The organism is Curtobacterium sp. NPDC087080 (genome assembly GCF_044745105.1).
In the GTDB taxonomy this organism is placed as follows: domain Bacteria; phylum Actinomycetota; class Actinomycetes; order Actinomycetales; family Microbacteriaceae; genus Curtobacterium.
Genome location: NZ_JBIUZP010000004.1, coordinates 302,279 through 328,171, shown reverse-complemented (window position 1 = coordinate 328,171; position 25,893 = coordinate 302,279). Strand labels below are relative to the sequence as shown.

22 protein-coding genes, 1 tRNA gene and 1 riboswitch are annotated in these 25,893 nt (G+C 70.8%); of the genes, 13 read left to right on the top strand and 10 right to left on the bottom strand.

What is annotated here, in order from left to right:
• Positions 1 to 18: 18 nt before the first annotated feature.
• Both ACIPEQ_RS13055 and ACIPEQ_RS13050 read right to left on the bottom strand, forming a co-directional pair.
• Positions 19 to 5,352 carry a DUF6531 domain-containing protein gene (locus ACIPEQ_RS13055; protein WP_402715483.1) on the bottom strand — a complete coding sequence of 1,778 codons (5,334 nt, stop codon included), beginning with the start codon at positions 5,350 to 5,352 and terminating at the stop codon, positions 19 to 21.
• 150 nt (positions 5,353 to 5,502) lie between these two features.
• Positions 5,503 to 5,784 (bottom strand): hypothetical protein, encoded by a 282-nt coding sequence (locus tag ACIPEQ_RS13050; RefSeq protein WP_058729289.1) that lies wholly within the window; start codon positions 5,782 to 5,784, stop codon positions 5,503 to 5,505.
• A gap of 250 nt (positions 5,785 to 6,034) precedes the next feature.
• Between ACIPEQ_RS13050 and ACIPEQ_RS13045 the strand changes: the two genes are divergently transcribed.
• From ACIPEQ_RS13045 to pstB, 6 genes are all read left to right on the top strand, one after another.
• Positions 6,035 to 8,200, top strand: a complete 2,166-nt coding sequence (locus ACIPEQ_RS13045; RefSeq protein ID WP_126890878.1) for an RNA degradosome polyphosphate kinase — start codon at positions 6,035 to 6,037, stop codon at positions 8,198 to 8,200.
• Positions 8,197 to 9,144 carry an NUDIX domain-containing protein gene (locus tag ACIPEQ_RS13040; RefSeq protein WP_402715482.1) on the top strand — a complete coding sequence of 316 codons (948 nt, stop codon included), beginning with the start codon at positions 8,197 to 8,199 and terminating at the stop codon, positions 9,142 to 9,144. The genes ACIPEQ_RS13045 and ACIPEQ_RS13040 overlap by 4 nt, the downstream gene beginning before the upstream one ends.
• Positions 9,145 to 9,638: 494 nt before the next feature.
• Complete coding sequence (locus ACIPEQ_RS13035; RefSeq protein ID WP_402715481.1) at positions 9,639 to 10,745, top strand: phosphate ABC transporter substrate-binding protein PstS; 1,107 nt, start codon at positions 9,639 to 9,641, stop codon at positions 10,743 to 10,745.
• A 153-nt stretch (positions 10,746 to 10,898) separates the two neighbouring features.
• A complete protein-coding gene (gene pstC / locus ACIPEQ_RS13030) occupies positions 10,899 to 11,849 on the top strand; it encodes a phosphate ABC transporter permease subunit PstC (RefSeq protein ID WP_209675461.1) in 951 nt (316 codons plus the stop codon).
• Positions 11,850 to 11,862: 13 nt separating this feature from the next.
• Positions 11,863 to 12,948: a phosphate ABC transporter permease PstA gene (gene pstA / locus ACIPEQ_RS13025; protein ID WP_402715480.1), complete on the top strand. Its 1,086-nt coding sequence runs from the start codon at positions 11,863 to 11,865 to the stop codon at positions 12,946 to 12,948.
• 103 nt (positions 12,949 to 13,051) lie between these two features.
• Positions 13,052 to 13,831 carry a phosphate ABC transporter ATP-binding protein PstB gene (pstB, locus tag ACIPEQ_RS13020; protein WP_111228243.1) on the top strand — a complete coding sequence of 260 codons (780 nt, stop codon included), beginning with the start codon at positions 13,052 to 13,054 and terminating at the stop codon, positions 13,829 to 13,831.
• 153 nt (positions 13,832 to 13,984) lie between these two features.
• Here pstB and ACIPEQ_RS13015 read toward each other — a convergent pair whose 3' ends face one another.
• The 3 genes from ACIPEQ_RS13015 to ACIPEQ_RS13005 all read right to left on the bottom strand — a co-directional run bounded on the left by ACIPEQ_RS13015 (position 13,985) and on the right by ACIPEQ_RS13005 (position 16,722).
• Complete coding sequence (locus ACIPEQ_RS13015; RefSeq protein ID WP_402715479.1) at positions 13,985 to 14,899, bottom strand: anti-sigma factor domain-containing protein; 915 nt, start codon at positions 14,897 to 14,899, stop codon at positions 13,985 to 13,987.
• Complete coding sequence (locus ACIPEQ_RS13010; RefSeq protein ID WP_250368028.1) at positions 14,896 to 15,495, bottom strand: sigma-70 family RNA polymerase sigma factor; 600 nt, start codon at positions 15,493 to 15,495, stop codon at positions 14,896 to 14,898. Before ACIPEQ_RS13010 ends, ACIPEQ_RS13015 begins: the two co-directional genes overlap by 4 nt.
• Positions 15,496 to 16,092: 597 nt before the next feature.
• Positions 16,093 to 16,722 (bottom strand): DNA-directed RNA polymerase subunit beta, encoded by a 630-nt coding sequence (locus ACIPEQ_RS13005; RefSeq protein WP_209823826.1) that lies wholly within the window; start codon positions 16,720 to 16,722, stop codon positions 16,093 to 16,095.
• A gap of 126 nt (positions 16,723 to 16,848) precedes the next feature.
• Between ACIPEQ_RS13005 and ACIPEQ_RS13000 the strand changes: the two genes are divergently transcribed.
• From ACIPEQ_RS13000 to ACIPEQ_RS12990, 3 genes are all read left to right on the top strand, one after another.
• Positions 16,849 to 17,010, top strand: coding sequence for a DUF2207 domain-containing protein (locus tag ACIPEQ_RS13000; protein ID WP_148113331.1), 162 nt, complete (start codon positions 16,849 to 16,851; stop codon positions 17,008 to 17,010).
• A gap of 53 nt (positions 17,011 to 17,063) precedes the next feature.
• A tRNA-Lys gene (locus ACIPEQ_RS12995) sits at positions 17,064 to 17,136 on the top strand.
• A gap of 182 nt (positions 17,137 to 17,318) precedes the next feature.
• Positions 17,319 to 17,639, top strand: a complete 321-nt coding sequence (locus ACIPEQ_RS12990) for a hypothetical protein (protein ID WP_126890886.1) — start codon at positions 17,319 to 17,321, stop codon at positions 17,637 to 17,639.
• 169 nt (positions 17,640 to 17,808) lie between these two features.
• On the opposite strand, the gene ACIPEQ_RS12985 is transcribed toward ACIPEQ_RS12990, so the two are convergent.
• Together ACIPEQ_RS12985 and ACIPEQ_RS12980 are read right to left on the bottom strand one after the other, a co-directional pair.
• Positions 17,809 to 18,744, bottom strand: coding sequence for an aldose 1-epimerase family protein (locus ACIPEQ_RS12985; protein WP_402715478.1), 936 nt, complete (start codon positions 18,742 to 18,744; stop codon positions 17,809 to 17,811).
• Positions 18,741 to 19,592 (bottom strand): DeoR/GlpR family DNA-binding transcription regulator, encoded by an 852-nt coding sequence (locus tag ACIPEQ_RS12980; RefSeq protein ID WP_402715477.1) that lies wholly within the window; start codon positions 19,590 to 19,592, stop codon positions 18,741 to 18,743. The genes ACIPEQ_RS12985 and ACIPEQ_RS12980 overlap by 4 nt, the downstream gene beginning before the upstream one ends.
• Positions 19,593 to 19,656: 64 nt before the next feature.
• Here ACIPEQ_RS12980 and galT point away from each other — a divergent pair, with 64 nt between their 5' ends.
• Positions 19,657 to 20,754 carry a galactose-1-phosphate uridylyltransferase gene (galT, locus tag ACIPEQ_RS12975; RefSeq protein ID WP_402715476.1) on the top strand — a complete coding sequence of 366 codons (1,098 nt, stop codon included), beginning with the start codon at positions 19,657 to 19,659 and terminating at the stop codon, positions 20,752 to 20,754.
• Entirely contained in the window at positions 20,751 to 21,887 is a 1,137-nt protein-coding gene (galK, locus tag ACIPEQ_RS12970) for a galactokinase (protein WP_402715475.1), read from the top strand. The genes galT and galK overlap by 4 nt, the downstream gene beginning before the upstream one ends.
• A gap of 130 nt (positions 21,888 to 22,017) precedes the next feature.
• On the opposite strand, the gene ACIPEQ_RS12965 is transcribed toward galK, so the two are convergent.
• From ACIPEQ_RS12965 to glyA, 3 genes are all read right to left on the bottom strand, one after another.
• Entirely contained in the window at positions 22,018 to 22,467 is a 450-nt protein-coding gene (locus ACIPEQ_RS12965; RefSeq protein WP_402715474.1) for a hypothetical protein, read from the bottom strand.
• A gap of 191 nt (positions 22,468 to 22,658) precedes the next feature.
• Entirely contained in the window at positions 22,659 to 23,570 is a 912-nt protein-coding gene (locus ACIPEQ_RS12960) for a tetrahydrofolate dehydrogenase/cyclohydrolase catalytic domain-containing protein (RefSeq protein ID WP_250366453.1), read from the bottom strand.
• A gap of 23 nt (positions 23,571 to 23,593) precedes the next feature.
• Positions 23,594 to 24,883 carry a serine hydroxymethyltransferase gene (gene glyA, locus ACIPEQ_RS12955; RefSeq protein ID WP_402715473.1) on the bottom strand — a complete coding sequence of 430 codons (1,290 nt, stop codon included), beginning with the start codon at positions 24,881 to 24,883 and terminating at the stop codon, positions 23,594 to 23,596.
• 51 nt (positions 24,884 to 24,934) lie between these two features.
• A riboswitch (ZMP/ZTP riboswitch) is annotated at positions 24,935 to 25,020 on the bottom strand.
• Between the two features lie 78 nt (positions 25,021 to 25,098).
• On the opposite strand from glyA, the gene clpS reads away from it, so the two are divergent.
• Both clpS and ACIPEQ_RS12945 read left to right on the top strand, forming a co-directional pair.
• Positions 25,099 to 25,398, top strand: coding sequence for an ATP-dependent Clp protease adapter ClpS (gene clpS, locus ACIPEQ_RS12950; RefSeq protein ID WP_402715472.1), 300 nt, complete (start codon positions 25,099 to 25,101; stop codon positions 25,396 to 25,398).
• Positions 25,395 to 25,871, top strand: coding sequence for a DUF2017 family protein (locus ACIPEQ_RS12945; RefSeq protein ID WP_250366177.1), 477 nt, complete (start codon positions 25,395 to 25,397; stop codon positions 25,869 to 25,871). Before clpS ends, ACIPEQ_RS12945 begins: the two co-directional genes overlap by 4 nt.
• Positions 25,872 to 25,893: the final 22 nt, after the last annotated feature.

The window sequence follows — 25,893 nt, the reverse complement described above, 5'->3', positions numbered from 1 at the left end:
GCGCCTGGCCGACCCGCGTCAGTGTTTAGGCTTCGTAGAACCGATCGAGCCGTCGATCATGCCATTGATACCGTCTTGCAGCAGGTCGCCTCCGCGGTCGCCGTCAGGGTCCAACATCTCGGAAGCAACACTACCGGCGCCGCCGATCAGTCGGTCGGTGGTCTCGCCGACGACCGAAGTCCAGCGCGCAACGTTTGGAGCGACAGCGTGAGGATGCCAGTTCGCGGGATACTGCGGCGTTATCGGCAGATTGGATGTCACCGCCGAGGTGATCTTACTTCCGACGACGCTCAGCCCGGCGCCGGAGCCGAAGCCTGAGGCCGCTGCTTGCGCGTATCCCCCAATAGTCCGGGGTCCGTGATCCTTGTCGAAGCCATATTCGATCATGTTCGTGGCAGCTCCCGAAACGCCCGACGAGCCAGCGGCTCTACCAGTCGACGAGAACACGGCTGAGGAGACTCGTTGAACGACTGGGTTCGCAGATCGACCGACGATCGGAGCGAGCTTTGACAACCCCGTCGCGGCTAGCCCTCCGACCGCTCCGCTCACCCCGCCTACGAGCGTGTCGACGCCGACCTTGCCCCAATCGACACTGCCGTTGACTGCCTTCTGCGTTCCGATGGAAACCCCCCCTGCCAAGAGCGCACTCGACGCAGCTCCGATCAAGGCAACACCGACGGGGCCGCCCACGCCGGTGAACATCAGCGCAACCCCGGCGACGATCGCTGCTCCGGCGGCGATGTACTCCCAGTTGTCACCGACCCAGCTCGCAGCCCGCGACAGGAAGCTCTGGTTCGCATCCCGGTACGCCGCCAGGTCCTCATCCGTCGCCGGTCGGAGCCCCAGGGGGTCGATCGCGTGCATCGGATCGTTCCCGGCGTACGAGTACGGGTTCGCCGACCACGCCGCACCGAGCACGGGCGCCAACGGGTCCGTCGACAAGAAGCCCCGCGCCGCCGGGTCGTACACGCGCGCCCCGAGCCACTCCAGCCCCGCGATTGACAGCCCTCCGTCAGCGGTGAGCGAGACACCAGGCGGCAGTGCCGGTCCACCGACGGATGCGAGCACCGCCCACGGGTCCGAAGGGTCCGTGGAACGAGCGCTCCGCCAGCCTGCGATCGACCAGGCATCACCCACGGCGACCGCGCCGCCCGGCAGGTCGAGCACGCTCTCCCCGCCGATCGACACCATCGCGGGCAGCGGCGCGGCGGAGTCCCACCACACCTCGGCGCCATCGACCTCGGCGAGCTCTCCGAGCACGTCGGTCCACACCTCGGCCCGACCGGTCTCGCCGTACGAACGGTCCCGCGACACGACGGCGGTCAGCGACCCGAGGTCGGACCAGGCGTACTCCTCGGTCGACCCGTCCGGGCGGGTACGACGGATCCGTCGACCGAGCCCGTCGTACAGGTACTCCGTCCGCTCCTCGTCCCGGACGGAGGCCGTGAGCTGCCCCGCGGCGTCGTACTCGAACGTCGTCGCAGCACCGTCGACGACCTCGCGCAGCAGCCGCCCGCCGTGGCCGTACTCCCACGCGGAGTCGCCCGCGCGGACGAGCTGCCCGGCATCGTCGTACTCGTACTCGACACGACCGTCCGGACCGTCGAGCGCGACGATCCGGCCCTGGTCGTCGCGCTCGATGCGCGTGACCATCGCACCGTCGGGCGTCGTCGTCGTGTGGGCGACCAGCGCGCCCCGCTCGTACGACCACGACTGGACGACGTCGCCGGTCGACGCCTGGACGATCCGCCCGGCTGCGTCGTGGGCGAAGGTCGCCGCGGCGAGCCCCTGTCGCTCGACGGCGACGGCGCGGCCCACCGGATCACGGCGCCACTCGACCCGTGCGCCCGTCGGGTCGATCCGCGCGGTCCGGTTGCCGTCGGCGTCGTACTCCCACCGCACGGAACGCCCACCCCGGCTCCGTCGGACGAGGAGCCCGCGGCGGTCGTACTCGAGCTCGTGGTCGACCGTCCGGCCCGCACCACGGGTGTGGTCGGTGACGACGACGGTGCGGTCGACGGCGTCGCGTCGGGTCTCGCTCACCAGCCGGCCGTCGACCAGGACCTCGGTCGCACGGCCGGCGGCGTCGAAGGTCCAGCTGGTGGTCCGGCCCTCGGGGTCGGTCTGCTCCACCTGGCGACCGGCTGCGTCGTACCGCGCCGTCGTCTCGCGACCGAGCGGGTCGACGACCGCGACCACGCGGTCCGCTCCGTCGTACCGGCGCCGCGTGACACCGCCGGCGGGGTCCGTGACCTCGGTGAGCCGCCCCCGCTCGTCGTAGGCGAAGCGGGTGGTGCCCCCGAGCCCGTCGACGGCCTCGACCAGCTGCCCTGCAGCGTCGTAGCGGAACCGTCGGTGACCGAAGCGTGCGTCGTGGCTGGAGACGAGCCTCCCGGCCCGGTCGTAGCGGTACCGGCTCGTGCCGGATCCCGCCGTCGTCTGCGCGACCACGCGGCCGACGGCGTCGTAGGTGGTTTCCTCGACCTCGCCGGTGGGCAGCGCCCGGGCGACGACGCGGGAGTCCGCGTCGTACGTGAGCGTCGTCCGCGCTCCTGTGGCGTCGGCGGCCGCGGACGGACGCCCGCACGCGTCGTACTCGTAGGTCGAGCGGGCGCCGGACGGGCTGACGATTCCGGTCACCCGACCACCCAGTTCGCGCTCGATGCGCGTCAGGCCACCTTCGCCGTCGACGAGCTCGACGGGCCGTCCGGCTGCGTCGTACGTCACCAGCTCGGATCCGGTCTCGTCACTCGTCTGCTCGACCGGTCGCCCGAACTCGTCGAACCGGAACGTCGTGGCGGAGAACGCATCGCGCAGGGTCGCGACGCCGGTCGCGACGTCCCGCGCGACCTCCTGCCGCACGCCGGTCGGGTCGACGGTGGCGGCGAGGCCGCCGTTGGCGTCGTACTCGTGTCGCCAGGTCGCGCCCGTCGGGTCGGTGACGGCCTGGAGGCGCGACAACCCGTCGTGCGCGAACGTCCAGACCGCGCCACCCGGCAGGGCGAGCGCGGCGACGTTCCCCTGGTCGTCGAACGTCCGCGTGACCCGCCGACCCAGGGGGTCGACGGTGGTCGCCAGCTCGCCGCTCGCCGCGTACTCGAAGGTGGTGCGGGCACCGAGTGGATCGGTGATCGATGCGACGCGCCCACCGGCCGTGTGCTCGTACCGCCAGACGGCACCGTCGGCGTCCCGGCGCTCGACGAGGAGCCCCGCCGCGTCCCAGCGGTACTCTGTCCGTGCGCCGGACGGGCTGACCGCGGCGACCGGACGACCGGCAGCGTCACGCTCGATCCGCGCGGTGTCCCCGACCGCGTTCGTGGTCGCCACCAGCTCGCCGAACTCGTCGTGCTCGAGGTCGAGTACGATCCCGGTCGGGTCGACCACGTGGGTGAGGACCCCGCCTGTCCACGTGAGCTCGGTGCGACCGCCGACCGGATCGACGATCACGGACGGGTCGCGGTCGTCGCCGCGGTACTCGTAGGACACGACCGCACCGGCCTCGGTGACGACGGTGGTCACCCGGTCCTGGTCGTCGTAGCCGTAGGTGATGTCACCGCCGGAGGGGGTCACCGTCCGGGTCTTCCGACCGCGGTCGTCGTAGGCATGCACGGTGACGGAGCCGTCACGTTCGGTGGCCGACACCAGGTTGCCGTGTCGGTCGTAGCTCATCGACTGTCGTCGGTCGTCGGAGTCGATGACCCCGACGAGCCGACCCTTGGCATCGGCGATGTAGGAGTTCGCGCGCGAGCCGTCGTGGTCGGACACGACCGTGACGCGGCCCGGCAGGTAGGCGAAGCGCACCGCTCGGCCGTGCGGACTGACCTGTTCGACCACACGGCGCTGGTCGTCGTAGGTGTTGTCGACCTCGACGACCCCGGCAGCCGACGTCACGGTGACGACGAGGTCGTCGTCGTTCCACCCGTAGCGGCGGGTACCGACGGGGTCGGTCACGCTGACGAGTCGCCCGCGGTCGTCGTACCCGTACTCGACCCGCCGACCGTCGGAAGCCCGGAGGACCGCGACGCGTCCGTCGACGTGCTCGATCTCGACCCAGCGGCCGCGTTCGTGCTCGAGCCGGACGACCAGGTCCTCGGTGTCGCGGGCGACCCGGACCGCCGTCCCGACCCCGCCGCGCTGTCCGGTCCAGAGACCGGACGGGGTGAAGTCGATCCGGACCCCGGCGTTGTCGCGCACGACGAGCAGGTCGCCCTCGGCGGCGAGCCAGCGGTTCTCGCCGACACCGCGGTCCCAGCCCTCGCCGGAGCGCGGGAAGCGGATCTGTCGGCCGTCGGCGCCGACGAAGGTCGCCCCCTCGTCGTCGAGGAGCAGACGCGTCTCGAGGATCGACGACCAACCCGGGCCGAAGAGCCCGACGTGCTCGTCGAGGGAGTTGTACATGCGGGTGACCTCGAGCGAGGCCGAGGCACCGGTGAACCCGAGGTCGAGCTCCGGTTCGAGGAAGTTGCCGGTCGTGGTGTTGACCGGGTCCATCGAGAAGCCCGTCGTGGGCTGGGCGCCGTACGCCGACGGCGGCTCGAACTGCAGGTCCTGGCGGGTCTCGGAGACACCGGCGGCTGCGAGGGCCGCGGCGAGCGCGGAGTCCGCGACCGTCGAGACGTTGCCCTCGCCGCCGGCCGCGGTGAAGGCATCCGCGATGGTGGTGGCCCACTTCGCGTCCTGGGCGTTCGCGTCAAGCCACTGCTCGAAGGCGGTGACGACGCTGTCAGCGTCGATGTGGCCCCACGAGCACTTGGCGGCGAAGTCGGTGAGCTTCCCCCGCAACGCGGCTGGTCGTCCTTCGAGGGCGCTGTCCAGCGACACCGAACCGGTCGCGAAGGAGCGGAGGTCGCTCGGACGCGCCGACGACGTCCCGCCGCCTCCGCCCCCACCGGAACCCGGGTTCGGCGTCTCACGGGGCCGCGCGCGCACGTCCGGTTCCTTGAAGGTCGGCGGCGCGTCGTTCTTGATGTCCGGCATGGGGTCGTAGTGGAAGGTGTCGTTCCAGAAGTCCTGGAAGCCGTTCCGCTCGTCCTCGCGCTCCTGCCACTCGCGAGCGCGCCTGCGGTTGTCCCGCTCCTTCGCCGCGGCTTCCTTCATCTGGCCGACCCAACCGGCGACCTTCTCCAGCGCCGTCGCGATCCGGTCGGCGTCCGAGTCGGCCACATCGGCGTTCGACGAGAACAGCTGGGCGAAGCGGCCGCGGAACTCCTGCGACCCCGTGGAGACGTACGAGCGACGGGAACCGCGCTGGCCGTTGATCGCCCCCGCCGCGGACTTCATCGCGCTCTGCAACGCATCGGCCGTCGCGTCGTCGAACTCGATCGGATCCATGTTGGCGTGGATCTGGGCCATGGTCGTTCCCCCCGGAGCTGGTGCTGGACGTACTGGTCGTGCTGATCGTGCTGGTCGCGCGCGTTGCACGCATCGTGCTGTGGTGCGGTCGGCCCCCCGACCGCGAACACCCGGCCCACCGTGACGGTGGACCGGGTGTGGGGTGGGTGCTTACGCGCCGCCACCCGCGGTGAAGATGTCCTGCGAGATCTTGTCGAGCTGCGTGCGGAGCTGCTCGAGCTCGGTCTTCGCCTTGTCGAGGGCGGCCTTGGTCTCGGGCCAGGTCGACCCACGGAAGGTCGAGGCGAGCGGGCCGTCCCACACGTTCGAGTCGGACAGGATGCGCCCCTGGGCGTCGAGCTGCGAGATCTGGTCCGTGAACCCGCCGTTCACGATGGACTGGATCTGGCGGATGGCGGTCTTCGCCTGCTCGGTGGAAAGGACACGCGACATGGTCAACCTCATTCTCTTCGTACCTGCACCCCCGCGCAGTGGAATCCCCCCGGAGGCCTGAACGCCGCCCACCATACCCGCGGAGCCCGACAATGTCACCGTCCGTATATCGTGACGTTTCCTCCCCAGTCCGAGGGGCACGTTCGCGCTCGTCGGTGACACTCCTGCACAGGGCGGTCGTTCACGCGTGGTTTCCCCAGCGGTCACCCGTGCTCCTCCGAGCAGAGGGGGCTGGTGGCAGGATGTCGACATGGACACCGAACCGCAGCTCGACGGCGAATCCGTCGCTCCCGACCTCGACGACTTCGACGAGGTCGTCGAGATCGAGCACGAGTCGCTGCCGTCGGACCGCTACTTCGACCGCGAGCTGAGCTGGCTGCGCTTCAACCAGCGCGTGCTCGAACTGGGCGAGGACCGCACGCAGCCACTGCTCGAGCGTGCCAACTTCCTGGCGATCTTCGCGTCCAACCTCGACGAGTTCTTCATGGTGCGCGTCGCGGGGCTCAAGCGTCGCATCGACACCGGCATCGCGGTCCCGACCAACGTCGGCCGCGCGCCGAGCGACGTCCTGCGGGACATCGCGCGGAAGGCGCACGAGCTGCAGGACCGGCACGCGGCTGCCTTCATCGAGTCGCTGAAGCCGGACCTCGACGCCGCCGGGATCCACATCGAGCACTGGTCCGACCTCGACGAGGCCGACCGCCTGCGCATGCGGGAGTACTTCAACGAGCAGATCTTCCCGGTGCTCATGCCGCTCGCGGTCGACCCGGCGCACCCGTTCCCCTACATCTCCGGCCTGTCGCTGAACCTGGCGGTCCGGGTCCGGAACCCGAAGTCGCAGCGGCAGGAGTTCGCGCGCCTCAAGGTGCCGCAGAACTTCTCGCGCTTCATCGCGCTGCCCGACGACGGCTCCGGGCGCATGCGCTTCATCCCGCTCGAGGACCTCATCGCGAACCACCTCGACGACCTGTTCCCGGGGATGGAGGTCCTCGAGCACCACGTCTTCCGCGTGACGCGCAACGAGGACGTCGAGATCGAGGAGGACGAGGCCGAGAACCTCATCCAGGCGCTCGAGCGCGAGCTGCTCCGTCGCCGCTTCGGTCCGCCGATCCGTCTCGAGATCACCGAGGACATGGACCCGGTGACCCTCGACCTCCTCGTGCGCGAGCTCGACGTCACCGAGCAGGAGGTCTACCGCCTGCCGTCGCCGCTCGACCTCGGCGGCCTGTTCGAGATCGCGAAGATCGCCCGCCCGGACCTCCACTACCCGCGCCACGTCCCGACGACCCCGGTGCAGTTCCAGCCGGGCGAGCCGAACACGAAGCCCGACCTGTTCCGCGCCATCGGCTCGCGCGACGTCCTCGTGCACCACCCGTACGAGTCCTTCGCGACGAGCGTGCAGGCGTTCCTCGAGCAGGCCGCTGCCGACCCGAACGTCCTGGCGATCAAGCAGACGCTCTACCGCACGTCCGGCGACAGCCCGATCGTCGAGGCGCTGATCGACGCCGCCGCCGCGGGCAAGCAGGTGCTGGCCCTCGTCGAGATCAAGGCGCGCTTCGACGAGCAGAACAACATCACCTGGGCGCGCAAGCTCGAGAAGGCCGGGGTGCACGTCGTCTACGGCCTGGTCGGACTGAAGACGCACTCGAAGCTCGTGCTCGTCATCCGGCAGGAGGGCGGCACCCTCAAGCACTACAGCCACATCGGCACGGGCAACTACAACCCGAAGACCTCGCGCATCTACGAGGACATGGGGCTGTTCACCGCGGACGACACCGTGGGTAAGGACCTCACCCGTCTGTTCAACGAGCTGTCGGGCTACGCGATCGAGAAGAAGTTCAAGCGGCTGCTCGTCGCACCGCTGCACCTGCGCAAGGGGCTCGTGAAGCGGATCCAGGCCGAGGCCGCGAACGCCCGGGCCGGCAAGCCGTCCGGCATCCGGATCAAGGTCAACTCGATGGTGGACGAGCAGATCATCGACGCGCTCTACCTGGCAAGCCAGGCCGGTGTGCCGATCGACGTCTGGGTGCGCGGCATCTGCTCGCTGAAGCCGGGCATCGAGGGGGTCAGCGAGACGATCCGCGTGCGCAGCGTCGTCGGCCGGTACCTCGAGCACTCGCGTGCCTTCACGTTCCACAACGACGGCGACCCGGTCGTGTTCATCGGCTCGGCCGACATGATGCACCGCAACCTCGACCGTCGCGTCGAGGCACTGGTCCGGCTCACCGACCCGGCCCACGTGACCGAGGTCGAGGAGATGTTCGAACTCGCGATGGCGGAGTCGACGAGCTCGTGGCACCTCGAGTCCGACGGCGAGTGGACGCGCCACTCCACGGACCCGGACGGCCGTCCGCTCGACGACGTGCAGAATGTGCTCATGCGGAAGATCTCGGCCCGGAAGCGTTCGGCTCGGTGAGCGGCGGCCCCACGGGGCCCGTCGTCGCGGCGGGCGCGGTCGTCTGGCGTGAACGGGACGGAGTGCCGCTGGTGCTGCTCGTCCACCGGGACCACCACCAGGACGTCTCCCTGCCGAAGGGCAAGGTCGACCCCGGTGAGAGCATCCCGACGACCGCCGTGCGGGAGATCGACGAGGAGACCGGGTACCGCGTCCACCTCGGCGCCCCGCTCGGCACCGCGGAGTACGTGCTCCCGAGCGGTCGCGACAAGGTCGTGCACTACTGGTCCGCCCGCGTCGGCTCGAAGGAGTACGAACGGGCGGGGAAGTTCCGACCGAACGACGAGGTCGCCGCGATCGAGTGGGTGACCGTCGACCAGGCACGGGCTCGGCTGACGTACGAACGCGACGTCGCGATCCTCGACCGGTTCGCCGACCGTGTCGCTGCGGGTGAGCACCGGACGTTCGCGCTGATCGCCCTCCGGCACGCGAAGACCGTGCCCGGTTCGGACTGGGACGGCCCCGACGCCACCCGTCCGCTGCTGCCGGTCGGACGGACCCAGGCCAAGGCCGTCGCGGCTCCCGTCGCGGCGTTCGGTCCGAAGAAGATCGTCAGCAGCACGGCGGCTCGGTGCCTCGCGACCGTCGAGCCGCTCTCTGCGCGGACGAAGGTCGGGGTCTCGAGCACGACGGACATCAGCCAGGACGCCCACGACCGCGGGGCCGCCGACGTCAAGGGCCTCGTGCAGAAGCGGATCGCGAAGGCGAAGTCCGCCGTGCTGTGCTCACACGGTCCGGTGCTGCCGGACATCATCGCGCGCATCGCCTCGGCCACCGCCGACGACCGCCGTCGCTTCGACCTCCGTCGGGCCGCGATGCTCTCGGTCGGGGACTTCGCCGTGCTGCACATCGCGGGCGAGAAGCTCGTCGCCGTCGAGACCCACCGCAACACGATCCCGGCCTGACCCGGGCGCCCGGTCGGACCGGGACGCAGCGCAGCGCACCGCAGCGCAGCACGACCCACGACCCACGACCCACGACCCACGACCCACGACCCACGGTGCGGTCACGACGCCCCGTCCTGCCCGCACCGCAGCGCAGCGCTCCGGCCGGCTCGCACAGGTCCGCGCCCCGGTCAGCGCCCGCCGCACCCCGTCGTCCGGTCCGCACCCACCGGACCGCAGGCGACGAGGCGGAGGCGTGTCGCGCCTCCAGACCGGAACCCGCACCGCGGAACCGATGCGATCGCATCGTCCGCGCCCACGCACGGTGACCCGATCCTGCACCCTCCGGGAACCGCATGCCCGGCGCCCGAGCCGGGACAACCCCTCGTTCACCTCCCGTTCACCGAGGAGCGTCATCCCCGTCACCTCGCGTCCCTACAGTCGCTCCCGGGTCAGCACCGGCCCGAGGGACCAGCAGCGGTCCCGCCTGCAATGACATTCCCGAAGGGACCCCTGTGAACATCAAGCGAATCGGTTCGATCGCAGCGATCGCGATCGCCGGCGCCGTCGTGCTGTCCTCCTGCGCGGCGAACGAGAGCGGCAGCGGCGACACCGCAGCGCCGACCTCGAGCTCGGGCACCGACTACTCGAAGCTCTCGGGCACGCTGACCGGCTCCGGCTCGTCGGCGCAGCAGACCGCTGAGGCCACCTGGGCTGCGAACTTCCAGAACGTCGCCTCCGGCGTGACGGTCAACTACTCGCCGGACGGCTCCGGCGCCGGTCGCAAGAACTTCATCTCGGGTGCCGCGGACTTCGCCGGCTCCGACGCCGCGCTCAAGGACGAGGAGCTCTCGGGCTCGTTCGACCTGTGCACGGACAAGGCCATCGACATCCCGGTCTACATCTCCCCGATCGCCATCGCCTACAAGGTCGAGGGCGTCTCCGACCTGACGCTCGACGCGAAGACCATCGCGGGCATCTTCTCGGGCAAGATCACCAAGTGGAACGCCTCCGAGATCGCCGACCTGAACAAGGGCGTCGACCTGCCGGACGCGAACATCACCGTGATCCACCGCTCGGACGACTCGGGCACCACGCAGAACTTCTCCGAGTACGTCTCGGCGAACGCGTCGGACGTCTGGACCGAGGCCCCCAGCCAGACCTTCCCGTACCAGGTCGGTGACTCGGCGAAGGGCACCTCGGGTGTCGCCTCGGCGATGGCCAGCGCCTCGAACGCCATCACCTACATCGACGACTCCGGCGCCGGTGACCTCGACAAGGCGAAGCTCATGGTCGGCGACAAGGCCACCGAGATCTCGGCCGAGGGCGCTGCCAAGGTCGTCGCGGACTCCGACACGGTCTCGGGCCGCTCGGAGAACGACCTCGCCATCGAGATCAACCGCAAGGACACCGCCGAGGGTGCCTGGCCGCTGGTCCTGGTCTCCTACGCGATCGCCTGCCAGGAGTACAAGGACTCCGCCAAGGGTGAGCTCGTGAAGGGCTACCTCGACTACGTCGTCACGCAGGACGCCCAGGAGGCCGCCGCGAAGGAGGCCAAGTCGGCCGCCCTCTCCTCCGACCTGTCGGAGAAGGCCGCCAAGGCCGTCGCCTCCATCAAGTAAGGCCCGCTGAGCACCCGGACGCCGGTCCCACCCATCCTGACCGGCGTCCGGGTTCTCGCCCGTCCAGCCCGGACGCAGCACCACCAGCTCCACCCCGTCGCCTCCCCCGGCCGCTCCTCGACGGAGCCCGGCCTCCCCTCCGACAGGAGTCCCATGACGACCGCACCGGCCCAGCCAGGGGCCACCGTCTCCCCCGCCAAGCCGAAGGCCGTCGTCCGCGTCGGCGACCGGGTGTTCTCGACCGCCTCGGTGGTCGCCGGCAGCCTGATCCTCTTCGTGCTCGTGCTCGTCGCCGCCTTCCTGGTCTGGCAGAGCATCCCCGCCTTCACGGCGAAGGTCGGCGAGCTGCCGAACAACGCCACGAGCTTCTGGGACTACGTCGGTCCGCTCGTGTTCGGCACCGTCTACTCGGCGCTCATCGCGCTCGTCATCGCCGTACCGCTCTCGCTCGGCATCGCGCTCTTCATCTCGCACTACGCGCCGCGTCGCATCGCGCCGGTGCTCGGGTACGTCATCGACCTGCTGGCCGCGGTGCCGTCGGTCGTCTACGGCCTCTGGGGCATCGTGGTGCTCGCACCGCTCCTCAAGCCGTTCTACGGGTTCCTCAACGAGTACCTCGGCTGGTTCCCGCTCTTCTCGGGGCAGGTCTCCGGCACGGGCCGCACCATCCTGACGGCGTCGATCGTCCTCGCGGTGATGGCGATCCCGATCATGACCGCGGTCATGCGCGAGATCTTCCTGCAGGCCCCGACCCTCAACGAGGAGGCCGCACTCGCCCTCGGCGCGACGCGCTGGGAGATGATCCGCCTGTCGGTCCTGCCGTTCGCGAAGTCCGGCATCGTCTCGGCGATCATGCTCGGCCTCGGTCGCGCGCTGGGCGAGACGATGGCGATCGCCCTCGTGCTCTCGGTCTCGACGAACGTCACCTTCCAGATGCTGACGTCGCTCAACCCCTCGACGATCGCGGCGAACATCGCCCTGCAGTTCGCCGAGGCGTCGGGCACGGCCCTGAACGCCCTGGTCGCGTCGGGCCTGATCCTCTTCGTCATCACCCTGGTCATCAACATGCTGGCGCGCTACATCGTGCGCAAGCGGGTCTCCTGAGAGGTCACGCCCGATGTCCCTCGCCCTCCGTCAGACCGGCACCGCCGGCAACGTCTACGCCAACGGCAAGCTGCACAAGTCCGTGCCGTGGCTCCTCCTCGTCGGCTCCTGGGTCGCCCTGGTCGCGGTCTTCGCCCTGCTGAACGCGGGCGGCGCGGTGAAGGACTTCAACGTCGTCGCCGCCCTGTTCCTCGGCACCGTCCTGTTCGACGTCCTCATCGTCGTCGTGTCGCGCATCGTCGAGGGCGGGCGCAAGGCGGTCGACCGGCTCATCACCTCCCTGGTGGTCACGGCGTTCGTCATCGCGGTGCTCCCGCTGGTGTCGCTGCTCTGGACCGTCCTGGCCGACGGTCTCGCCCGCTTCGACGCCCAGTACTTCAACTCCTCGATGCGCGGCGTCATCTCCGACGGCGGCGGCGCCCTGCACGCCCTCATCGGCACGCTCGAGATCACGCTGTTCGCCGCGCTCATCTCGGTGCCGATCGGCCTGCTCACCTCGATCTACCTGGTCGAGTACGGCAAGGGCGCGCTGGCGAAGGGCATCACGTTCTTCGTGGACGTCATGACGGGCATCCCGTCGATCGTCGCCGGTCTCTTCGCCTACTCGCTGTTCGCGCTGTTCCTCGGCCCGGGCGCCCGCTTCGGCCTCGTCGGCTCGATCGCGCTGAGCGTCCTGATGATCCCCGTGGTCGTCCGCTCCACCGAGGAGGTCCTGAAGATCGTCCCGATGGAGCTCCGCGAGGCCTCGTACGCGCTCGGCGTGCCGAAGTACCTGACGATCCTCAAGGTGGTGCTGCCGACCAGCCTGGCCGGCATCACGACGGGCGTCATGCTGTCGATCGCCCGCGTCATCGGCGAGACCGCGCCGCTGCTCGTCACGGCCGGCTTCACCGCGAGCATGAACTACGACCTGTTCAAGAACCCGATGATGACCCTGCCGGTCTTCGCGTACACGCAGTACTCGCAGCAGGGTGCCAACCCGGTGCCGTTCGTCGACCGGGCCTGGACCGCGGCGCTCGTGCTCATCCTCATCGTGATGGTGCTCAACCTGCTCGCCCGCTTCATCACCCGCCTCTTCGCCCCCAAGCTCCCCCGCTAGCGCCGACCGACAGCGGAGCGGCAGCCCGTCGGTGCACCCGACCAGCCCGCCAGCGCAGCGCGTCAGCAGTACGGCAACGACCACCCACCCCGGAGGAAACCACGTGTCCAAGCGCATCGAGGTCGACGGCCTCAACGTCTACTACTCGAAGTTCAAGGCCGTCGAGGGCGTCGACATGACGATCGAGCCCCGCACCGTCACCGCCTTCATCGGCCCGTCGGGCTGCGGCAAGTCCACCTTCCTCCGCACGCTGAACCGCATGCACGAGGTCATCCCCGGCGCGTACGTCGAGGGGTCCGTCAAGATCGACGGCGACGACCTGTACGGTCAGGGCGTCGACCCGGTGCTCGTCCGCCGTCAGGTCGGCATGGTGTTCCAGCGCCCGAACCCGTTCCCGACGATGTCGATCCGCGACAACGTGCTGGCGGGCGTGAAGCTCAACAACAAGCGCGTCTCGAAGTCCGAGGCCGACGACATCGTCGAGCGCTCGCTGCAGGGCGCGAACCTGTGGAACGAGGTCAAGGACCGCCTCGAGAAGCCGGGCATGGGCCTGTCCGGTGGGCAGCAGCAGCGTCTCTGCATCGCCCGGGCGATCGCCGTGCAGCCGGACGTCCTGCTCATGGACGAGCCGTGCTCGGCCCTCGACCCGATCTCGACGCTCGCGATCGAGGACCTGATCGAGGAGCTCAAGAAGGACTTCACGATCGTGATCGTCACGCACAACATGCAGCAGGCGTCGCGTGTCAGCGACAAGACCGCGTTCTTCAACATCGCGGGCACCGGTGCGCCGGGCAAGCTCATCGAGTTCGACGACACGGCCACGATCTTCTCGAACCCGTCCGTGCAGGCGACCGAGGACTACGTCTCGGGTCGCTTCGGGTGATCGGCGCCCGGTCCGTCTCCTGACGGTCGGCCTGGAGGCCGGGTGCACGTCCGCCACGGACGGCACCGGGCCTTCGTCGTCCGCTCCGCTGGTCCGCACGCGCGAACGGCGGGCAGCGGATCATCCGCTGCCCGCCGTTCGTGTGCGTCGGTGCTACGCCTGGGTCGTGGGGACGGCCATGAGCGGCGTCGAGGTCGGCTGGTCGGACCCGCCCTCGGGCTCGACCGTCATGCCGATCGCCGCGCCCGGCGTGAGCTTGCCGTCGAGGACCGCCGTGTGCACGCCGTTCCGGGCACCGTCGACCAGGCCGGCGGGGACGATCTCGCCGCCCTCGGACCCGATGTACCAGAGCTCGTAGGTCTTGCCCGCCGGAGCCTGCTCGACACCGTCGAGGATGACCGCCGACCGGCCGACGTCGTGCGACCAGACCACCGTCGCCGAGCCTCCGCCGGGGACCTTCGCGGTCGTGCGCTGGAAGTCGGACGCGGCGTAGATGGAGTCGAGCGTGCCGGAGGCCTGGGTGGTCCCGGGGCCGGTCCCCTCGGTCTGACCGAAGTTCGTGCCGACACCGAGCCCGACGCCGAGGAACACCACGGCGACAGCAGCTGCGGCGGACAGGGCGGCTGCCGGACGCTGGAACCAGCGGCGGCGGGCCTTCGCGGAGGCCGCACCCTCGGCGTGGCCGACGGCAGGAACCGCGCCGAACCCGACGACGTTCCCGGTCTCGGCGGCCTGCGCCGGGGCGGGAGCCGTACCGGCGACGGGGGTGGGCAGCGGGGCGGAGGCGAGCGGAGCCTCCAGACCGGCGACCGACGAGGCAGCCACCGGAGCAGCCTGCGGTGTGCGGGCGATCTGTGCCATCAGCGACGTCTTGAGCGACGCCGACGGCTCGATCGGCTCGACGGCGTACGCGAGCTGCAGCGCGGTCTCGCGGAGCGAGTCCGTCTCCGCCTGCAGCTCCGGCGAGGTCGTCAGGGCGTGCTCGAGGAGCGCGCGCTCGTCGTCCGACAGGGCGTCCAGGGCGTGCGACCCGGTGAGCAGGGCAGGGTCGTCGTGGCGTTCGGTCATGACGTCACCCCCATCTCGTCTCGGAGTCGGATCATCCCGTCACGGAGACGGGTCTTGACGGTGCCGATCGGGACACCGAGCCGTTCGGCCATCTCGCTGTGCGAGTAGCCGCCGTAGTACGCGAGTTGCACCGCCTGGCGCTGGAACTCGGTGAGCTTGGCGAGCGCGCGGCTGACGCGTTCGTGCTCGATCCGGATCTCGACCGACTCGGACACCTGGTCGAACCCGGACTCCAGGTCGCGGATGCCGATCTTGGTGTCCCGGTCGTGCGACGCCTGCGATGCCCGGACCCGGTCGACCGCTCGGCGGTGGGCCATCGTGAGGACCCAGCTGGCGGCGGTGCCGCGTGAGCGATCGAAGCGGGTGGCCTGCTGCCACACCTCGAGGAAGACCTCCTGCGTGACCTCCTCGGACTGGGCGCGGTCCTTCAGGAGTCGCGTGACCAGACCGAGCACACGGCCCGACAGGGCGTCGTAGAGGTCGGAGAAGGCTGCCTGGTCGCCGGAGGCGACGCGGGCGAGCAGATCGTCAGGCGACACGGGTACGGGCTCCGTGGAGCTCCAGGCCTCGGTGTCGTGTTCCACGAGCGCAAGCATTGCAGGTTTCCCCCCTCTCGGTGGCATCGGTTCCGACATGTGCGTCCACTTCGCAGGTCGGGTTCGGGTGGTTCGGATCCTCGCGGCGTGGAGCGGGTGCGCGAGGGCCGCACGGCCCGCAGGGAATTGACCGGCGGGTACCGGACCGGGTCGAGCGGGCCCTCGCTGTGACGTCCGCGAGGAGCGTCACACCCTCTGTTCGGCACCGTCGCCCGAGTGGATTGGGCAGAGCTGCGTCGCGCTCGTGTCCAGGGCACGCCCGGCTGCGCTCCGTGTCCGTCGAGAGTGAACACGGTCACGCGCACAGGGCGACTCTCGTAGACTCGATCTCGCCGGGCCGCAGCAAGCCCCGGGCTCCAAAATTCGCCGCTTCGAGCGGCCTCGCGCCGAGAGGCGCTTCTGCGGCCCGGTCTTCACACGTCCGGGGGGCTTCCGCGGCTCGTCGTCCGCCGTCGTGGGCTGGCGCCTTGCCGCGCCCCCGAGTAGATGTCGCACCCGTGTGCTCTGGGGCGCGACGTCCGTACCGGGGCGCGATCCGACTCGGGCGCGGGTGGCAGTCGGTCTGGAGGCGCGCTGCCGGCCCGCCCCGCCGCTCGCTCAGTCCAGGCTGTCGCGACGCCAGAGCGCCGCCGCCTCGGTCAGGTCGGCCGCGAGCTCCGTCAACCGGAGCGCCCGACGGGTCAGCTCGCTCGCGCGCTCCCCCGCCGTCAGGTCGGCGTCGTCCGCGACGGAGGTCGCCCCCGCGGCGGTCAGCCGGCAGAACGCCGCGCCGCGGTCGAGCGCCACCGCGAGGTCGCCCGTGTACAACCCGTGCAGGATGTTGTCCGCCAGGGTCAGGATCTCCGCCGGACCCGTCGGCTGCTCGGCGCCCGCGACGGCCTCGTCGATCGTGCCGATCTGCGCGGTGCCCCGCTCGAAGAAGTACGCGATCTCCTCCGGGTTCTGCCGGATGACGACCCGCACGAGGTAGATCCGCCACAGCGCCCCGGGGAGCGTGTGCGCACCGACGCGTGCCCACAGCTCGGCGATCGCGTCGATGCCGTGCACGTCCGTGTACGTCACGAGCCGCTCGACCACCGCCGGGTCCGGGTCCTGCCGGACGCGGTGGAGCAGCGCGTTCGCCGTCTCGTGCGCCACACGGTTGACCAGGGCCGGGTCGTCACCGCCCTGGATCGCGGCGAACTCCTGGTCGGTGAAGTGGACGGGACGGTGGTGATCGCGAGGCACCCGGCGAGTGTAGGCGCGGCCGCCGACGTGCACGTCCCCCGTTCGCCACGAACGCAACCGGGCGCTCCCGGGTACCGTGCTCCGGCAGGGAGGCACTCCTCCCGGACGTTGAGAAGAGGAGACTCCATGAACGCCCTGCTCGTCATCCTGGCCGTGATCGCGGTCATCCTGCTGTTCGTCGGTGGCTTCACCGCGAGCCTCAAGTTCCTGCTGTGGGTCGGCATCGTGCTGCTCGTCATCGCGGTGATCGTGTGGCTCCTGCGGACGCTCACCGGGCGCCGCAGCTGACCGACAGCGCTGGTACCCGACTGGAGGCCCTCACCCGCTAGCCTTGCGGGTGAGGGCCTCTAGCTCAGTTGGTAGAGCACCGGACTTTTAATCCGAGGGTCGTGGGTTCGAGCCCCACGGGGCCCACTCCCACTTCTCCTCTGAACCTCCGCCGGGGTACAACCCGGACTCAGGATGTTCATGGTGCGTCCTTTGCACAGTTCAGACCCCGTTCAGCGGTTTGCAGGCGCAGCGCCGATAGTGTCGTTCCCGGATCCGATCAGCGGGTCCGGAACCACCGCAGCACCAGAGAACGAACGGGGTACACCGTGACCGAGCCCATCGACGCCACGCAGACCAGCACCACCGGTGACGCGCGCCGCATCGTCGAGCTCGCAGCAGCGACGAACACCACCATGAGCAACCAGCTCCTCCTCGACACCCTGCGCCGCAACGCGCAGGTCACGACCCGGCACATCCGCACCGACTTCGTCGAGGTCGCCACCGCCACCGCCGTCCTCGGGTACGTGTGCCGGCAGGGCAGCGAGTACACGGCCCTGCGCGGTGACGACCCGGCCTGGGCGCAGGAGATCGGCCGCTACGGCACCGAGTCGCTCGCGGTCGAGGCACTGCGCATGCGCCGCGCCTGACGCACACGAGCACGCACGACGAAGGCCGCCCCACACGGGGCGGCCTTCGTCGCGTCCGGGTGGCTCACCCGCGCATCGCCGAGTCTTGCGCTGAGCGACGGATCGCGGGCCCGGGAGCGCGAGGGCCGTCGCTGCGCACGAGACTCGGGCCCCGACCACCCGCCCGCGGTCAGGACCAGACGCGGCGGATGCCCCAGGTGCCCGTCCAGGACTCGTCGGGCTCGAGCCAGCGCAGGCCCTCGCCGGAGTTCAGGGCGTTCGCGGGCGCCGTCATCGGCTCGACCGCCACGGCGAGCCCGGTGCCGTCGCCTCGGGGGAACTCACGGGAGGTGAAGACCTGCACGTAGGGGAACGACTCGTCCTGCCAGAGTTCGACGCCGTCGCCCTCGGGGCCGTGCAGCGTCGTGCGCCGGACACCGTGCTCGTCGGCGGCGATGTCCCGGTACGCGGTGTCGAGGTCGGCGTCACCGGCGCGCTGTCCCGATCGCAGGTCGTAGGGCGTGCCCTCGACGGACACCGTCCCGTCCGGGATCTTGTGCTCGTCGACGGTGAACGCCGTGGCGGCGTCGAGCGTGACGACGAGGTCCTCGGCGGGGGTGTCGCCCGCACGCAGGTACGGGTGGGCCCCGACGGCGAACGGAGCGCGGACGCCGGAGCGGTTCACGATCGTGTGGGTCACCCGGACGCCGTCGTCGACGAGCTCGTGGTGCACGCGGGTCTCCAGCGTGAACGGCCAGCCGTGCTGCGGGTGGATCGTCGCCTGCTGCTCGACCGACGACTCGGTCTGCGACACCACGCGGTACGGCGAGAACCGCAGCAGCCCGTGCGAGGCGTTGCCGTACTTCGGCTCGGAGACGTCCAGCTGCTGCCGCCCGCCGTCCAGCTCCCAGACGGCACCGGCGACGCGGTTCGGCCAGGGCACGAGCACGATGCCGTCGGCGCCGGGCGGCAGCGAGGTCACGGGGAACGGCTCGGTCAGGTCGAACCCGGCGACGCGGAGCTCCCGGATGCCCGCGGCGACCTCGGTGACGACGGCCTCGACGACCCCGTCCGGCCCGGCGTGGCGGAGGTGGTACTGCGCTCCGGTGGGTGCTGCTGCGGTCATGCGTGCGACTTCCTTCCGTCTGGTGCTGTGCCGTCGTCCTCGTCGGCCACGATCACCCGGACCCCTGCCGCCCGGACCGGGTCGACGGCGTCCGCCGTGACCTCGGCGGTGACGACGACGTCGATGTCCTCGAGCGGGCGGACGACGCCGAGGTGGGTCCGGCCGAACTTCGAGCCGTCCGCCACCACGACGGTACGCCGGGCTGCGTCGGCCAACATCCGCTTCGCCTCGGTCTCGGGCAGGTTCACGTTCGTCAGGCCGTGCTCGACGTCGAGTCCGGTGCCGCCGAGGAACACCACGTCCGCAGCGATCATCGGGAGCACGGCGCCGAGGAAGGGCGCGACGAGCGAGTGCTGCAGCGGCCGGAGGGTCCCCCCGGTGACGACCACGGTGAACCGCGGGACCGCCGGTTCGAGCGCGAGCGCCGTCGTCAGCGAGTTGGTGACGACGGTGAGGTCGGTCAGGTCCTCCCGCGCGACGAGCGCCGACGCAACCGCGGCCGGCGTGGTGCCGACGTCGAGCACGACGCACTCGCCGGACCGCACCAGGGCTGCCGCAGCGCGGCCGATGGCGGCCTTGGCGACCTGGTGCTCGACGGCGGTCTCCTCGAAGGGGCGTTCGGGGGAACCGGCGCCGCGGCGGACCGCACCGCCGCGCACCCGCCGGATGCGGGCCTCCTGGTCGAGCAGGGCGAGGTCCTGGCGGACGGTCACCTCGCTGGTTCCCAGCGCCGCTGCCAGGGAGGCGGTCCGGACCAGGCCGGGGGCGCCCTCGACGATGGAGACGATGCGGTCCTGCCGCAGCGGCGCGGGCAGCGACCCGTCGAGGAAGGAGAGGTCATCGCTCACCGGGTGAGTTTCGCGCACTTACGGAGCCTTTCGCAACGCTTCGTCAGCCGAGTAGGCTGCTCCGGTGATCACCAAGCGCGTGACGACGCTCGCCGACGGCCGCGAGCTCATCTACTTCGACGACGCCGACACCCAGCTGCCCGCCGAGCGCAGCATCGACCAGCGCGTCCTCGACCCTCGGCCGGAGACGGCCCGGATGCGGCAGGACGTCCTGACCGGTGAGTGGGTGTCCATCGCCTCGAGCCGGCAGAACCGCGTGTTCCTGCCGCCCGCCGACCAGGACCCGCTCGCGCCGCAGACGGCGGCGAACCCGTCCGAGATCCCGAGCCGCTACGACGTGGCGGTGTTCGAGAACCGGTCCCCGTCGTTCGGCCCCCTGCTCGAGGCGGACGACGCCCCCGAGTCGCTCGAGTCCCTGTCCGAGGTCGGGCTCAACCGCCAGCTCCGGAGCGTCGGCCGCTGCGAGGTCGTGTGCTTCTCCCCCGAGACGAGCGGCTCGTTCGCCTCCATCAGCGAGTCGCGCGCCCGCACCGTGGTCGAGGCGTGGGCGGACCGCACCGCGGCACTGTCGGCGATGCCCGGCGTCCAGCAGGTGTTCCCGTTCGAGAACCGCGGCGAGGCGATCGGCGTCACGCTGCACCACCCGCACGGGCAGATCTACTCGTACCCGTACGTCACCCCCCGCACGCAGCGACTGCTCGCGTCGATCGAGCGCTTCGGTCCCGACCTGTTCGAGCAGCACCTCGCGAACGAGCGGGCCTCCGAGCGCGTCGTGCTGCAGGGCGAGCACTTCACCGCGTTCGTGCCGTTCGCCGCGCGCTGGCCGATCGAGATCCACATGCTGCCGCACCGGCACGTCCCCGACTTCGCCGGCCTGACCGACGCCGAGAAGGACGAGCTCGCGCACATGCACCTGCGGCTCACCCGCGGGCTCGACGCGCTCTACGACACCCCGACGCCGTACATCGCCGCGTGGCACCAGGCGCCGGTGCACACCGCGCGGGACACCGTGCGGCTCATGCTGCAGATCACGTCGCCGCGCCGCGCGGCCGACAAGCTCAAGTTCCTGGCCGGCAGCGAGGCCGCCATGGGCGCCTGGATCGGGGACCTCGTGCCCGAGAAGGCGGCCGAGTTCATCCGAGGAGGGATCGAACGCGCATGACGTTCCAGCAGGTCTACGGGTACGAGCCGGCGGTGCGGTACTCCGCGCCCGGTCGCGTCAACCTGATCGGTGAGCACACCGACTACAACGACGGGTACGTGCTGCCCTTCGCGATCGATCGCCGCACCGTCGCCTCGATCGGGCAGCGGAACGACCGGCTGATCCGGGTCGCGTCGGCGTTCGAGCCCGACGCGGTGCACGAGCTCTCGCTCGACGAGCTCGACCCGTCGCACATGCAGGGGTGGTCGGCCTACGTCTTCGGCATCGCCTGGGCGCTGCGCGAGCAGGCGGGCGCGGACCTGTCCGGCAAGACCGGGTTCGACGTCTTCATCGAGTCGGACGTGCCGGTGGGAGCGGGCCTGTCGTCGAGCGCGGCGATCGAGTGCGGTGTCGCGCTGGCGTTCACCGACCTGTGGGAGCTCGGCCTCTCGCGCAAGCAGTTGGCGCGCGTCGGTCAGTACTCCGAGAACCACGCCGTCGGCGCACCGACCGGCATCATGGACCAGTCCGCCTCGCTGCTCGGCGAGCAGGACGCGGTCGTGTTCCTCGACTGCCGCACGCTCGACACCGCGGTGGTCGACCTGGCGCTCGAGGCCAACGGGCTCGAGGTGCTGGTCATCGACACCCGCGTCGAGCACGCCCACGCCACCGGCGGCTACAAGGCCCGTCGCGACTCGTGTGAGCGCGGCGCTGCAGCCATGGGCGTCGAGGCGCTCCGTGACGTCGCGGTCGAGGACCTGCCCCGCGCGCAGGAACTCCTCGACGACGAGACCTTCCGCCGCGTCCGGCACATCGTCACCGAGGACCAGCGCGTCCTCGACACCGTGCGCACGCTCCGCGAGCAGGGCCCGCGCGCGATCGGCGAGCTGCTCGTCGCCTCGCACGCCTCCATGCGCGACGACTTCGAGATCTCGGTGCCGGAGCTCGACCTGGCGGTCGAGACCGCGATGGCGCACGGCGCGGTGGGCGCACGCATGACGGGTGGCGGCTTCGGCGGTGCGGCGATCGCGCTGGTCGACCGGGAGGCCCGTGGCACCATCGCGGACGCCGTCACGTCCGCCTTCGCGGCCGCCGGGTACCGCGAGCCGACCGTGTTCACGGTGCACGCGGCGCAGGGCGCCCGGCGCGACTGACGCGCGGCGCCTCCGCACAACCGGGAGCGGCTCGCGCCACGGAATCCCGTGGCGCGAGCCGCTCCTCGTTGTGCGGCGTAACGACGGTGCTGCGGCCGCAGCCACACCCGCACGGCGACCGGGCGACCGATCAGCCGAGGTAGTCGGCGTACCGCGTCGTCTCGACGACGTCCCCGAGCACGAACGGGTGCGGCCGACCGTGCTCCACGGCCCACTGCACCCAGGCCATCTGCACGGGCATCAGCAGCCCGACGGCCACGGTGACGCCGAGCACGCCGGCGAGGGTGAGCCCCATCACGGCGTGCTCGTCGAAGCGGCTCGCGCCCCGGCGGGCAACCGCGACGAGGAACCCGCCGACGGCGACCGCCACGGTCAGGAGCGTCGTGCCGAGGGCCGGCGACGAGCGGAAGTCGAACTCCTGGCCGGCGTGGACGAACGTCGTGCCCCACGTCGAGCCGGGTTGTTGGAACAGGATGCAGAGCGCCACGATGACGACCAGCCAGCGAGCGTCCTTCGTGAGCTGGGACGGCGCCGGCCGTGCCCGCAGCACCGGTTCGGTCAGCTCTCCTGCATCCCCCATGACGCGACCGTAGCACCGCGGGAGGCGCGTGGCGGGGGCGATCCGCGCCTCCAGGCCGTCGGTGGGCCCGCCGTCAGTTCCGTGAGAGCGACAGACCACCGCGAACGTTCCACGGTGGTCTGTCGCGTTCGCGGAACTGACGGCAGGAGCGGCACCCGGCAGGACCGGCAGGCAGCCGTCCGGGCGGGCCGCTACCGCAGGTGGCGCTCGGCGGCCTCGACGACGTTCTTCATGAGCATCGCGCGGGTCATCGGTCCGACGCCACCCGGCGTGGGCGACAGGAACCCGGCGACCGACGCCACCGCGGGGTCGACGTCGCCGCGGAGCTTCGCCTTCCCCGTGGTCTCGTCGACGATCCGGCTGATGCCCACGTCGATGACCGCCGCACCCGGCTTGACCCAGTCCGGCTGCACGAGTCCGGCGACGCCGGCCGCAGCGACGATGATGTCGGCGCGGCGGCACTCGGCGGCGACGTCCTCGGTCAGCGAGTGCGTCAGCGTCGCCGTCGCCTCGAGCCGGGTCAGGAGCAGGCCGAGCGGACGACCGACCGTCAGACCCTGCCCGATGATCGTGACGTGCTGCCCGCGGATCGGGACGTCGTACGCCTCGAGCATCGCGACGATGCCGCGCGGGGTGCACGGCAGCGGGGCGTCGATCGTGCCGGCACCACCGGGCACGGCGAGCACGAGCTCACCGAGGTTCGTCGGGTGCAGCCCGTCGGCGTCCTTCGCCGGGTTCATCAGCTCGAGCATCGGGATCGGGTCGATGCCCTGCGGCAGCGGGAGCTGGACGATGAACGCGGTAACCCGGGGGTCGTCGTTCATCTGCAGGATCGCGGCGCGGATGTCCGCAGCCGAAGCGGTCTCCGGGAGGTCGATGCGGACCGAGTCGAGCCCGATCTGCGCCGAGTCCTTGTGCTTGCCGGCGACGTACGACACCGACCCCGGGTTCTGGCCGACCATGATCGTGCCGAGCCCGGGCCGGAACCCGTGGTCGTGCAGGCGGTCGATGCGGACCTTCAGGTCGTCGAGCGTGCGCGCGGCGAGGGCGGTGCCGTCGATGCGGACGGCACTGCCCTCGCCCGCCCAACGCTCACGAGGCATCGGCGCGAGCGAGGACGCGGCGCTCACGCGTAGAGCGGGAACGCGTCGGTCAGGGCCTTCACCCGTGCCGACAGCGCTGCGATGTCGGGGTTCGGCATGAGCGTCAGCGCGATGATGTCGGCCACCTCGGTGAACTCGGCGTCGCCGAAGCCGCGGGTCGCCAGCGCCGGGGTGCCGATGCGGACACCGGAGGTGACCATCGGCGGACGCGGGTCGAACGGCACGGAGTTGCGGTTCACGGTGATGCCGACCTCGTGCAGCAGGTCTTCGGCCTGCTTGCCGTCGACCTCGGACTCACGGAGGTCGACGAGCACCAGGTGCACGTCGGTGCCACCGGTGAGGACGTCGATGCCGGCAGCCTTCGCGTCGGGCTGCGTGAGCCGGTCCGCCAGCAGACGAGCACCGCGCAGCGTGCGCTCCTGGCGGTCCTTGAACTCCGGCTGGCCGGCGAGCAGGAACGCGGTGGCCTTCGCGGCGATCACGTGCATGAGCGGACCGCCCTGCTGGCCCGGGAACACCGCGGAGTTCAGCTTCTTGAAGAGCGACTCCTCGTTGGACAGGATGATGCCCGAGCGGGGACCCGCGAGCGTCTTGTGCACCGTCGACGACACGACGTGGGCGTGCGGCAGCGGCGACGGGTGCAGGCCCGCGGCGACGAGGCCCGCGAAGTGCGCCATGTCCACCCAGAGCGTCGCGCCGACCTCGTCCGCGATCTCGCGGAACTTCGCGAAGTCGAGCTGACGGGGGTACGCCGACCAGCCGGCGATGAGGACCTTCGGCTGGTGCTCGATCGCCTTCGCGCGGATGTCGTCGTAGTCGACCTCGAAGGTCTCCGGGTCGACGCCGTACGACACGGCGTTGTAGATGCGGCCGGAGAAGTTGAGCTTCATGCCGTGGGTCAGGTGACCACCGTGGGCGAGCTCGAGGCCGAGGATCGTGTCACCCGCGGAGGCGATGGCGTGCAGGACCGCGGCGTTCGCGCTGGCACCGGAGTGCGGCTGCACGTTCGCGTAGGCGGCGCCGAACAGGGCCTTGGCCCGGTCGATGGCGAGCTGCTCGGCGACGTCGACGTACTCGCAGCCGCCGTAGTAGCGCTTGCCCGGGTAACCCTCGGCGTACTTGTTCGTCAGGACGGAGCCCTGCGACTCGAGGACGGCACGCGGGACGAAGTTCTCGGACGCGATCATCTCGAGGGTGTCGCGCTGGCGGCCGAGCTCGTTCTGCAGCACGGCGGCGATCTCGGGGTCGACCTCGGCGAGCGGGGCGTTGAACGTGGACTGCGCGGTGGCAGGCGTCAGATCGGTGATGGACACGGGACTCCTCGTTGTCTGAGTCGCCGCGCGGACGCGACGAGGTGGACGGGTGGGCGCGGCCCAGGCGTACGGCCGCGCTCCGTGTCAGGTGTCGCTCCCCGATGGTGACCCATCCAACGCCAGTCGCGACCCCACGATCGTACCGAGCGCGCACGTTCGTGTCACCCTTGGGGACATGCACCCGAGCATCCCCGCCGACGCATGACCGTCGACGCATGACGCTGACCAGCCCCGACGTCGAGGAGCGCACCGACCTCGCCGCCCGGTTCGACGTCCCGTGGGTCACCGTGGTCTGGGACGACCCGGTGAACCTGATGTCGTACGTCACCTACGTCTTCCAGAGCTACTTCGGCTTCTCGCACGCCCGCGCCGAGCGACTCATGCGCCAGGTGCACGACGACGGCCGGGCGATCGTCGCGACGGGCGCCCGCGAGGCGATGGAGCGCCACGTCGAGGCGATGCACGGCTACGGCCTGCAGGCCACCGTCGACCGCGCGGCGGGACCGGACACGTGATCCCGTTCGCCCGACGCCCCGACGGCGTGCACCTCGCCATGTCCGAGGGCGAGCGCGCCGTCCTCGCGTCGCTCACCGAACAGCTGCAGCAGGTGCTCGGTGGCGACCTGTCGTCGGACCCCGTCACGGCCCGGATGTTCCCGGACGCCTACCCGTCGGACACCGAGGCGAGCGACGAGTTCCGCCGCTGGACGCAGGCGGACCTGCTCACGCAGAAGACCGCGAACGCCGACGTCGTGCACGACTGGACCACCGGAGCGCGGGACGGCGCCATGACCCCGCAGGACGAGCAGGCCTGGCTGCGGTGCCTCACCGACCTGCGGCTGACGATCGCGGAACGGCTCGGCATCACCGACGCCGCGTCGGAGGAGGCCTCGTACGCCGGGGACGCCGGCGTCGGCCTGCGCGACGTCTACGACTGGATCGGGTACGTGCAGGAGCACCTGGTCACGACCCTCACCACCACCGGCTGACGACACGGCCGGGAGGCACCGC